The following is an 11,584-nucleotide window of genomic DNA, read 5'->3' as shown; positions in this document are numbered from 1 at the left end:
GCATCCCGTCAGTCGACAAAGACAATCTTCAGCACAAACAACAGCGCTACCACCACCACGCACGGGCTAAGTTCACGCAGGCGGCCGGTGCCGATCTTCATAACGCAATAAGAGATAAAGCCCAGCGCAATGCCTTCGGTAATCGAGAAGCTGAACGGCATCATCACGGCGGTAATAAAGGCCGGAACCGACTCGGTTAAATCCTCCCACTTCACCCGCGCAAGGCTTGAGGTCATCATCACCCCCACATAAATCAGCGCGCCGGCGGCGGCGTAGCCCGGCACCATTCCCGCCAGCGGCGACAGGAAGATAACCAGCAGAAACAGCAGGCCGACAATCACCGCAGTGAGTCCGGTACGGCCGCCGACCGAGACGCCGGAGGAGGATTCAATATAGGCGGTTACCGACGAGGTGCCGATAAATGCGCCCGAAACCGAGGAGATGCTGTCCACAAACAGCGCCTGCTTCATGCGCGGGAATTTTCCCTTCGCATCCACCAGCCCGGCTTTATCGGTCACGCCAATCAGCGTGCCGGAGGAGTCGAACAGGTTCACCAGCATAAAGGAGAAGATTATCCCCGCCAGCCCGACGTTAAGCGAACCGGCGAGATCCACCTGGCCTATCACCGGCGCGACGCTCGGCGGCGCGGAGACAATGCCGCTGTACTGCACGTCGCCCAGCAGCCAGCCCAGAAGGGTGGTGACAATAATGGAAACCAGCACCGCGGCATGGATATTACGCGACGCCAGAACGGCGATAATAAAGAAGCCGAGCGCCCCCAGCAGCACGCTGTGGGAGGTCAGGTTACCGATGCTGACCAGGGTCTCCGGATTAGCAACGATTATCCCGGCGTTTTTCAGCCCCATCATACCGATAAACAGGCCGATGCCGCTGGTAATCCCAACGCGCAGGCTGAGCGGAATATTGGCGATAATCCAGTAGCGCACGCGGAAAAGGGTCAGCAGCAGCAGGCCAACGGCCCCCCAGAAGATGGCCCCCATCCCGATCTGCCACGGCAGCCCCATAGCACCTACCACCACAAAGGCGAAGAAGGCGTTCAGGCCCATCGCCGGAGCAAGCGCCACCGGCAGGTTAGCGAACAGCCCCATCAGGATGCTGCCAAAGGCCGCAATCAGGCAGGTGGTCACAAAAACCGCGCTGGGGTCCATGCCGGCGACGCCCAGAATTTGTGGGTTAACAAAAACGATGTAAACCATCGTCAGGAAGGTGGTGAAACCGGCAATGGCTTCGGTACGCACCGTTGTGCCGTGTTCGCGCAGTTTGAACACACGTTCCAGCATACCCTGACCAGAGGTCGGGGTGGAGTGAGGTTGTTCCATTATCTATTTCCGGGCAAGGAGGGAAAATTCGTCGCTATCCTATACCAAAATGCGACAATAGTGACGCCCGCGAGCGGCTTTTTTTCATGCAAATTGCTTATACCCTAAATAATTCGAGTTGCAGGACAAAACGCAGCGCGTTTTGAACAGCCCCGGGGCTGGCCCCGAAGGAGTGAGGCCCTCAGGCCGAATCACGCGGCGACGCAGTGACAAATTCGTCAGGAACGAATTTGAACAGCCGCAGGCTGCCTCTGGTGAGAGACAGGAATGTCTCTCATTAGTCCCCGGGAGCTTACTGGAGTAAGTGACCGGGGTGAACGACAAATCTGCCCGGAGCAGATTTGAACGCCGCGCAGCGGCGGCCCGTCAGGGCGAGTCTCATGGATGAGACGAGTAACCCGAAGCCAACGCACATGCAACTTGAAGTATGACGGGTATATACGGCAACGATTGTGTCTCATCATCAGGCAATACGAAAACGTTAAACCGGTATAGAAGGGAAAGGCATGTCCGAAATTGAAGCGGTATTTTTTGACTGCGACGGTACGCTGGTCGATAGTGAAGTCATCTGTTCCCGCGCGTATGTCGCCATGTTTAAGGAATTTGGTATTACGCTCGATCTCGCCGAAATCTTCAGGCGCTTTAAGGGCGTCAAACTTTACGAGATCATCGATATTATCAGCGCAGAAAATGGGATTACCCTGGAGAAGACGGCCCTGGAGCAGGTCTTCCGCGCCGAGGTCGCGCGCCTTTTCGACAGCGAACTGGAGGCCATCGACGGCGCAAGCGCGCTGCTCGACGCTATGTCGGTGCCGGTCTGTGTGGTGTCAAACGGCCCGGTCAGCAAAATGCAGCACTCGCTGGGCAAGCTCGGTATGCTGCACCATTTCCCCGATCTGCTGTTCAGCGGCTACGAGATCCAGCGCTGGAAGCCCGACCCGGCGCTGATGCTCCATGCGGCGAAAGCAATGAACGTCAACGTCGAAAACTGTATCCTGGTGGATGACTCCAGCGCCGGCGCGCAGTCGGGGATTGCGGCCGGAATGGAGGTGTTCTACTTCTGCGCCGATCCGCACAATAAGCCCATTGACCACCCGAAGGTGACCTCCTTTACCCGGCTGGCGCAGCTGCCGGAGCTGTGGAAAGCCCGCGGCTGGAACATTACGCGCTAACGGGCGTACAGATAAGGGATTTAACGGCGCGTATTTAGCCTGGCTATCGTCGGCCCGGCGGGTTCATCCTGTCGGGCAATTTAACCGGGGTTATGCCTGGGGATCGCTCCCCGCCAGCAGCTTATCCAGCTCATCGCCGCCCACGTGGCGAAAATCCTGCCCCTTCACGAAGTAGAAGATATATTCGCAGATGTTCTGACAGCGGTCGCCAATACGCTCAATGGAGCGGGCGCAGAACAGCGCTGTCAGCACGCTCGGGATGGTGCGCGAATCCTCCATCATGTAGGTCATCAGCTGACGGACAATGCCCTCGTACTCCCGATCGACCTTCCGATCCTCGCGATAGATACGCACCGCCTCATCGAGATCCATCCGCGCAAAGGCGTCCAGCACGTCGTGCAGCATCTGCACGGTATGGCGGCCCAGCGACTCAAGGCTCACCAGCAGCGGCTGATGCTGACGGGAGAACTTCTCCAGCGCGGTACGGCAGATTTTGTCCGCCACGTCGCCAATGCGCTCCAGCTCGGCGATGGTTTTGACAATCGCCATCACCAGGCGCAGGTCGCTGGCCGTCGGCTGACGCCTGGCGATAATCCGCACGCACGCCTCGTCAATGGCCACCTCCATCATGTTAACCTTCTGGTCGTCTTCAATGACGCGCTTCGCCAGCTCGCTGTCCTGGTTGTGCATGGCGGTAATGGCGTCGGAAAGCTGCTGCTCCACCATGCCCCCCATCGTCATCACCTGGGTGCGAATGCTTTCCAGCTCCGCATTAAACTGGCCGGAAATATGTTTATTAAGATTCAGATTGTCCATCACTCCTCCCGATGACCAAAAGTTTTCTGGCTGTAGCAAGACAGCGGCTGCGGCCTGAAAGATAAAGAACATATCAACCGTAGCGGCCGGTAATATAGTCTTCCGTCTGCTTCTTTGCCGGCCGGGTGAACAGCGCATCCGTATCGCTGAACTCAATCAGCTCCCCCAGGTACATAAACGCCGTATGATCGGAGCAGCGCGCCGCCTGCTGCATGTTATGCGTTACGATAACCACGGTGTAATCCTGCTTCAGCTCGGTGATCAGCTCCTCAATGCGCCCGGTGGAGATCGGGTCCAGCGCCGAACACGGCTCATCAAGCAGCAGGACCTCCGGGCGAATGGCGATACCGCGGGCGATGCACAGACGCTGCTGCTGGCCGCCGGAGAGCGAATAGCCGCTCTGATGCAGTTTATCTTTGGTCTCATTCCACAGTGCGGCCTTGGTCAGCGCCCAGCGCACCCGTTCATCCATCTCCGCGCGGGAAAGTTTCTCAAACAGGCGCACGCCAAAGGCGATATTGTCGTAAATAGACATCGGAAAGGGCGTCGGCTTCTGGAACACCATGCCCACCTTTGCGCGCAGCAGCGCGATATCCTGCGCGTTAGTCAGAATATTGTCGCCGTCGAGCAAGATTTCCCCCTCCGCCCGCTGCTCCGGGTAGAGCGCGTACATTTTGTTGAAGGTGCGCAGCAGCGTCGACTTACCGCAGCCCGATGGCCCGATAAACGCCGTTACCTGATTCTTCGCAATATCCAGGCTGATATTCTTCAGGGCATGAAATTTGCCGTACCAGAAGTTCAAATTGCGCACCTGAATCTTGCCCGGGGCCGGATCAACCATACTCATTTCACTTTTCCTCATCCGGCGTCGCCTCTCCGCCACGCCGTAAATAATTAACCGTGTTTCTTGCTGGCGAAAATAACGCGCGCCAGGACGTTCAGCAGCAGCACGCACAGGGTAATAATCAGGACGCCAGCCCAGGCCAGCTGCTGCCAATCGGCAAACGGGCTCATGGCAAATTTAAAGATGGTCACCGGCAGGTTGGCGATCGGCTGCATCATATCGGTGCTCCAGAACTGGTTGGAGAGCGCGGTAAACAGCAGCGGCGCGGTTTCCCCGGCAATACGTGCGATAGCCAACAGCACGCCGGTCATAATTCCGGAGACCGAGGCCTTCAGCGTGATGGCAGAGATCATTTTCCATTTCGGGGTTCCCAGCGCGTAGGCCGCTTCGCGCAGGCTGTCCGGCACCAGCTTCAGCATATTCTCGGTGGTGCGAATAACGATGGGCACCTGCAGCAGCGCCAGCGCGATAGCGCCTGCCCAGCCGGAAAAGTGCTCCATTCGCGCCACCACGATGGTGTAGACGAACAGGCCGACCACAATCGACGGCGCGGAGAGCAGAATGTCGTTAATAAAACGGATGGTCCCGGCAATCCACGATTTTCGACCATATTCAGCGAGATAAATCCCGGCCAGGATACCCAGTGGAGTGCCGAACGCCGTGGCCCACATAATCAGCAGCCCACTGCCCACCAGCGCATTCGCCAGGCCGCCCCCCGCCGTATTGGGCGGCGGGGTCATTTCGGTAAACAGCGCCAGCGAGATGCCGTCGAAACCGCGGGTCACGGTGACCAGCAGGATCCAGATCAGCCAGAACAGGCCAAACGCCATGGTGGCGATTGAAAGCGTCAGCGCGATGCGGTTTTTCAGCCGCCGCCTGGCCTGCATTTTGCGGCGCGACTCCGCCAGCTGTACGGTTGTTTGCACGTCAAGGGTGGCCATCAGCGTCCCCCCTCGTTCTTCGCCAGGCGCATGATCATCAGCTTAGATATGGCCAGCACGATAAAGGTAATCACGAACAGGATCAGCCCCAGCTCCATCAGCGCCGCCACGTGGAGACCCGATTCGGCCTCGGCGAACTCATTCGCCAGCGCCGAGGTAATGCTGTTACCCGGCATATAGAGCGAAGCGTTGTCGAGCTGCCAGGTATTGCCAATGATAAAAGTGACCGCCATCGTTTCTCCCAGCGCCCGGCCCAGGCCAAGCATGATGCCGCCGATAACGCCGTTTTTGGTGAACGGCAGCACGATACGCCAGATTACCTCCCAGGTGGTGCAGCCAATGCCGTAGGCCGACTCTTTCATCATCACCGGGGTTTGTTCAAAGACATCGCGCATTACCGCCGCAATATAGGGAACGATCATGATGGCGAGGATCACCCCCGCCGCCAGAATTCCGATACCGAACGCCGGGCCGGAAAACAGCGTCCCGACAAACGGGATGGCGGATAGCACGTTACCTACCGGCTCCTGAAAATAGGCGGCAAAGAGCGGAGCGAAGATAAACAACCCCCACATGCCGTAAACAATACTTGGAATAGCCGCCAGCAGCTCAATGGCAATCCCCAGCGGGCGTCGCAGCCAGCCGGGTGCCAGCTCGGTTAAAAAGAGGGCGATGCCGAAACTTACCGGAACGGCGATCAGCAGCGCGATAAAGGAGGTTATCAGCGTGCCGTAAATGGGCACCAGCGCCCCGTAGACGTCGTTCGGCGCGTCCCACTCTTTGGTCCACAGAAAGGAAAAGCCGAAGGTATTAATGCCCGGCCAGGCGGAGACGATCAGGGAGACGATGATACCGCCCAGCATCAATAGCACAATTAGCGCGGCCAGCCTGACCAGCGCGCTAAAAATTATGTCGCCTTTTTTACCCGGCGGGTTAAAAACGGGCCTGATTGCAGCCATAAATCACTCTTCAGGTTTGGGCCAGGAAACGCGCATTTTATCGTGCTTCCTGGCTAACGTAATGCCATACCCTGGCGTATGGGCTGCCGGGAGCGGCGGTACGCCTGCAGCCCAGACCGCGGTCCCTTAGCCTGGCGTGGCGTCAATGCTCACGAATGATTAAGAGATACAGCCTGGTACAGCGCTTTACCGCTGCCGTCCTTAACGCTGGTTTTCCACGCGGCGCGGATCTGCTCGACCACGCTGTCCGGCAGGCTGGCGTAGTCCAGATCGTTCGCCTGCTTAGCGCCGTTTTTAAACGCCCAGTCAAAGAACTTCAGCACTTCAGCCCCCTGCTCCGGCTTCTTCTGCACTTTATGGACCAGAATGAAGGTGGTGGACGTAATCGGCCACGCATCGTCGCCCTGCTGATTGGTCAGATCCTGGGCGAAGGTTTTGCTCCAGTCGGCGCTCTTCGCGGCGTTGGCAAAGCTCTCTTCGGTTGGGCTGACCGCCTTACCGTCTGCGGAAATCAGCCTGGTATACGCCAGGTTATTCTGTTTGGCGTAGGCATACTCCACGTAGCCAATCGCGCCCGGCAGACGCTGAACGAAGGCGGCGATGCCGTCGTTACCTTTCCCACCGAGGCCGGTTGGCCAGTTCACGGTGGAGCCGGAACCCACCTTCGTCTTCCACTCTTCGCTCACTTTCGCCAGGTAGCTGGTGAAGACAAAGGATGTCCCGGAGCCATCGGCGCGACGCACCACGGCGATATTCTGCGCCGGCAGCTTCACTCCGGGGTTCAGCTTCGTGATAGCTTCGTCATCCCACTTTTTGATTTTACCGAGATAAATATCCCCCAGGGTTTTGCCGTCCAGCACCAGCTCCCCGGACTTCAGGCCGGGAATATTGACCGCCAGCACCACGCCGCCGATCACGGTCGGGAACTGAAACAACCCCTCCTGATTCAGCTTCTCGTCGGCCAGCGGGGCATCGGAAGCGCCGAAATCAACGGTATTTGCCGTAATTTGCTTTACGCCGCCAGAGGAGCCGATACCCTGGTAATTGACTTTATTCCCGGTCTCTTTTTGGTAGGAATCAGCCCATTTGGCATAGACCGGCGCAGGAAAAGTTGCCCCTGCTCCCGTCAGGCTCGCGGCGGCAAAAGCGGAAAAGGCACTCATGGATAAGGTCGCGGCGACAACGGTTGCGATGGTGGTACGCATAGCTTTCATCATGTCTCCTGCACGGTTTCGTAAATGATTGTTTAAGTGGCTACGATGAGCAAAATAGGACAAACAGGTGACAGTTAAATGTACGCAATATGACAGTTTTATGACGGCGCGGTTTCAGCCTCTGAATCGTTAAACTAACCACTAAAAATCAAATAGTTATGCAGTGTGTTTTTAGTGCGGAATATTTTCCTGGCGCGGCGGGATGCGATCACTATATGACGGAACAGCCGAAGGAGCGGATGTATGGATTAGGCGAGTAGCCAAAGGCCACCATACGCGCAGCCTGAATGACGGGTTTAAAAAGCTCCACCCGAAGGTGGAGCAGGGAGTCTTACTCGACGGTAACCGATTTAGCCAGGTTGCGCGGCTGGTCCACGTCGGTGCCTTTGATCAGCGCCACGTGGTAGGCCAGCAGCTGCAGCGGAACGGTGTAGAAGATCGGCGCAATCACCTCTTCCACGTGCGGCATCTCGATAATGTGCATGTTATCGCTGCTGACGAAACCGGCGTCACGATCGGCGAAAACGTACAGCTGGCCGCCGCGGGCGCGTACTTCCTCAATATTGGATTTCAGCTTTTCCAGCAGCTCATTGTTTGGCGCTACCACGATAACCGGCATATCGGCGTCGATCAGCGCCAGCGGGCCGTGCTTCAGCTCGCCTGCCGCATAGGCCTCCGCGTGGATATAGGAGATTTCCTTCAGCTTCAGCGCCCCTTCCAGAGCGATCGGATATTGATCGCCGCGTCCGAGGAACAGGGCATGATGCTTGTCGGAAAAATCTTCCGCCAGCGCTTCAATACGTTTGTCCTGGGAGAGCATCTGCTCAATGCGGCTCGGCAGGGCCTGCAGGCCGTGGACGATGTCGCGCTCAATCGCCGCATCCCGTCCCTTCAGGCGCGCCAGCTTCGCCACCAGCATCAGCAGCACGGTCAGCTGCGTGGTGAACGCCTTCGTGGAGGCCACGCCAATCTCGGTGCCGGCGTTGGTCATCAGCGCCAGATCGGATTCACGCACCAGCGAGGAGCCGGGCACGTTACAGATCGCCAGCGACCCCAGATAGCCCAGCTCTTTCGACAGACGCAGACCCGCCAGCGTATCCGCCGTTTCGCCGGACTGCGAGAGGGTGATCATCAGGCTATTACGGCGTACCACCGACCTGCGGTAGCGAAATTCAGAGGCAATTTCGACGTCGCACGGAATACCGGCCAGCGCTTCGAACCAGTAGCGGGAGACCATCCCGGAATTATAGGAGGTGCCGCAGGCAATGATCTGGATATGCTCGATTCGCGACAGCAGCTCGTCGGCCTGCGGACCCAGCTCGCTGAGATCCACCTCACCGTGGCTGATGCGCCCGGTCAGGGTGCTTTTGATCGCATTCGGCTGTTCGTAGATCTCTTTCTGCATATAGTGGCGGTAAATACCTTTATCGCCGGCGTCATACTGCAGGCTGGATTCGATATCCTGACGCTGTACCTCCGCCCCGGTGTTATCGAAAACGGAGACCGAACGACGGGTTACCTCGGCAATATCGCCCTCTTCAAGGAAGATAAAGCGACGGGTTACCGGCAGCAGGGCCAGCTGATCGGACGCGATAAAATTTTCGCCCATGCCCAGACCTATCACCAGCGGACTGCCGGAGCGCGCCGCCAGCAGGGTATCCGGGTGGCGGGTGTCCATAATAACCGTACCGTACGCCCCGCGCAGCTGGGGGATAGCCCGCAGTACGGCCTCACGCAGGGTGCCGCCCTGCTTTAGCTCCCAGTGCACCAGGTGAGCAATAACTTCAGTGTCCGTTTCAGAAAGGAAGGTGTAACCACGCGCCTTCAGCGCTTCACGCAGAGGCTCATGATTTTCGATAATGCCGTTATGCACCACCGCAATGTGTTCAGAAACATGCGGATGCGCATTCGCTTCTGAGGGTTCGCCGTGGGTTGCCCAGCGGGTATGGGCAATACCGGTGCCGCCGTGGAGGGGGTGCTCCTCTGCGGCCTGGGCCAGCATCTGCACCTTGCCGAGGCGACGCAGGCGGGTCATATGCCCTTCCGCATCCACCACGGCCAGACCGGCGGAGTCGTAACCCCGATATTCCAGACGACGTAAACCTTCGAGAAGGATTACAGCTACATCACGCTGCGCGATAGCGCCAACAATTCCACACATAGTTTTTTGATTCCGATTGTGGCTGTATGCCATGCGTTGTCGGTCAACCTGTTTCCCCAACGTCTTCCATACCGAAAAGAGCGTTAGGTTAAAGCCCGTATTTTCGGGCACCCCGAGCCTTGTAGAGAGTGGGGTTATTTTTATATTCCCGTCATACTTCAAGCTGCATGTGCGTTGGCTTCTGGTTACTCGTCTTATCCATGAGACTCGCCCTGACGGGCCGCCGCTGCGCGGCGTTCAAATCTGCTCCAGGCAGATTTGTCGCTCACCCCGGACACATACTCCGGTAAGCTCCCGGGGATTAATGAGAGACATCCCTGTCTCTCACCAGAGGCAGCCTGCGGCTGTTCAATTCGCGCTGCGTTTTGTCCTGCAGCTCGAATTATTTAGGGTATAGGTACTGCCTGTTCGAGAGGAGATCTTTCCCCTCAGCCGTCAGACCGTCGGCGATACGCGCCGGCCGCCTGATTTATTTTTTCTTCTGTGGACGCCGCCAGCCCTGCTTATTCACCTGCGGCACGCGGCTTATTACCAGTTCGTTATCGGCAACGTCGCGGGTTACGGTCGTTCCGGCAGCAATGGTGGCCCCGTTACCAACGCTCACCGGAGCCACCAGTTGGGTGTCGGAGCCGACAAACACATCGTCGCCAATAAGGGTTTTAAACTTGTTGGCACCGTCATAGTTGCAGGTAATGGTGCCCGCGCCGATGTTAACGCGGTCGCCAATCTCCGCATCCCCCAGATAGGTGAGATGCCCAGCCTTGGAGCCTTTGCCCAGCCGTGCCTTTTTCATCTCAACGAAGTTGCCGACGTGAGCGCCGGCCAGCAGCTCGGCACCCGGACGCAGGCGGGCGAACGGACCGATGGTGCAGGCGGCTTCCAGATGTGCCTCTTCCACCACGCTGTAGGGGCTGATTTCGCAATCGTCGCCAATTACGCTGTTTTTAATCACACAGCCCGCGCCGATCTTCACCCGGTGGCCGAGGGTAACGTTACCTTCGATAATAACGTTAGCGTCAATTTCCACATCGCGCCCGTGATTAAGGATACCGCGCAGATCAAAACGCAGCGGGTCGCGCAGCATTACGCCCGCCAGCAGCAGCTTTTCTGCCTGTTCGGACTGGTAAATTCGCTCCAGGCGGGAAAGTTGCAGACGGTTGTTCACGCCGTCGGTTTCGCTAATGCGAGCCGGGTGTACGGCCGTAATTTCACGCCCTTCCTGATACGCCAGCGCGATAATATCCGTGATGTAGTATTCACCCTGCGCGTTGTTGTTGGTCAGTTTCGCCAGCCAGCGCTTCATGTCGGCACCGTTAGCGACCAGGATACCCGTGTTGATCTCCTGAATCTGGCGCTGTTCATCGCTGGCGTCTTTATGTTCAACAATACCCGTGACCTTGCCGTTCTCGCGCGTAATACGGCCATAGCCGCTGGGATCGTCCAGCTTAACCGTGAGCAGGCCAATGCCCCCTTGCGGTTTGGCATCACGCAGGCGTTGCAGCGTGTCGACAGAAATCAGCGGCACGTCGCCATAGAGCATTAATATGTCTTCGTCATCGCCAAAGAACGGCGCAGCCTGTTGCATCGCATGGCCGGTTCCCAGCTGTTCAGCCTGGAGCACCCAGTTAAGGTTGTCATTTTTCAGGGTCTTTTGCAGCAGATCGCCACCGTGTCCGTAAACCAGATGGATCTGTGAAGCGCCTAATTCATTTGCTGCATCAATGACATGCTGCACCATCGCTTTGCCGGCGAGGGTATGCAGCACCTTTGGGAGATCGGAATACATACGTGTGCCTTTGCCTGCGGCAAGGATCACAACGCTCATATCACTATTCAACATATGCGTCCTGACTGTGGTTTGAGAACGAATTTATACCGTTTCGCATTGAAATAACTACATTTTTTTCAGCGTAAAATGGGCCGGAGATAAAACGATCAATGCCTGCGATTCCCGCCTGATATGACGGACATTTTCGTGCATTACCATGCCTTTTGTCTTGTCAAAAGTTCGATTGACACGATATTAACGCGACAGGTAAGTGTTTTTGCTATTTTTTTACGACCTGAAAAAAGCCGGACGGGAAAAGGGGGACGTCAGAAAAGCAAAAAGGCCACTGCCAGGCGACCTTTTTATATA

At 57.2% G+C, this 11,584-nt stretch carries 9 protein-coding genes; 1 reads left to right on the top strand and 8 read right to left on the bottom strand.

The window, feature by feature from the left end; genetic code table 11:
* Positions 1-8 precede the first annotated feature (8 nt).
* Positions 9-1,340 carry an NCS2 family permease gene (locus tag GJV78_RS16370; RefSeq protein ID WP_155109337.1) on the bottom strand — a complete coding sequence of 444 codons (1,332 nt, stop codon included), beginning with the start codon at positions 1,338-1,340 and terminating at the stop codon, positions 9-11.
* 506 nt (positions 1,341-1,846) lie between these two features.
* Between GJV78_RS16370 and yieH the strand changes: the two genes are divergently transcribed.
* The gene (gene yieH, locus GJV78_RS16365) at positions 1,847-2,512 is read left to right on the top strand and encodes a 6-phosphogluconate phosphatase (RefSeq protein WP_155109336.1); all 666 of its coding nucleotides are present in this window, start codon (positions 1,847-1,849) and stop codon (positions 2,510-2,512) included.
* Positions 2,513-2,602: 90 nt separating this feature from the next.
* Here yieH and phoU read toward each other — a convergent pair whose 3' ends face one another.
* From phoU to glmU, 7 genes are all read right to left on the bottom strand, one after another.
* Complete coding sequence (gene phoU, locus GJV78_RS16360) at positions 2,603-3,328, bottom strand: phosphate signaling complex protein PhoU (protein WP_155109335.1); 726 nt, start codon at positions 3,326-3,328, stop codon at positions 2,603-2,605.
* Between the two features lie 73 nt (positions 3,329-3,401).
* Positions 3,402-4,175, bottom strand: coding sequence for a phosphate ABC transporter ATP-binding protein PstB (gene pstB / locus GJV78_RS16355; RefSeq protein WP_155109334.1), 774 nt, complete (start codon positions 4,173-4,175; stop codon positions 3,402-3,404).
* A gap of 47 nt (positions 4,176-4,222) precedes the next feature.
* Positions 4,223-5,113, bottom strand: a complete 891-nt coding sequence (gene pstA, locus GJV78_RS16350; RefSeq protein ID WP_155109333.1) for a phosphate ABC transporter permease PstA — start codon at positions 5,111-5,113, stop codon at positions 4,223-4,225.
* Positions 5,113-6,072, bottom strand: a complete 960-nt coding sequence (pstC, locus tag GJV78_RS16345; protein WP_155109332.1) for a phosphate ABC transporter permease PstC — start codon at positions 6,070-6,072, stop codon at positions 5,113-5,115. Before pstC ends, pstA begins: the two co-directional genes overlap by 1 nt.
* A gap of 149 nt (positions 6,073-6,221) precedes the next feature.
* The gene (gene pstS / locus GJV78_RS16340; protein WP_155109370.1) at positions 6,222-7,286 is read right to left on the bottom strand and encodes a phosphate ABC transporter substrate-binding protein PstS; all 1,065 of its coding nucleotides are present in this window, start codon (positions 7,284-7,286) and stop codon (positions 6,222-6,224) included.
* Positions 7,287-7,617: 331 nt separating this feature from the next.
* Entirely contained in the window at positions 7,618-9,447 is a 1,830-nt protein-coding gene (glmS, locus tag GJV78_RS16335; RefSeq protein WP_155109331.1) for a glutamine--fructose-6-phosphate transaminase (isomerizing), read from the bottom strand.
* A 469-nt stretch (positions 9,448-9,916) separates the two neighbouring features.
* The gene (glmU, locus tag GJV78_RS16330) at positions 9,917-11,287 is read right to left on the bottom strand and encodes a bifunctional UDP-N-acetylglucosamine diphosphorylase/glucosamine-1-phosphate N-acetyltransferase GlmU (protein WP_155109330.1); all 1,371 of its coding nucleotides are present in this window, start codon (positions 11,285-11,287) and stop codon (positions 9,917-9,919) included.
* Between the last annotated feature and the right edge of the window lie 297 nt (positions 11,288-11,584).

This window comes from Intestinirhabdus alba, from assembly GCF_009711095.1.
In the GTDB taxonomy this organism is placed as follows: Bacteria; Pseudomonadota; Gammaproteobacteria; order Enterobacterales; family Enterobacteriaceae; genus Intestinirhabdus; species Intestinirhabdus alba.
Note: the sequence above shows the minus strand (reverse complement) of the source record. Positions and strands in the feature narration are given on the sequence as shown.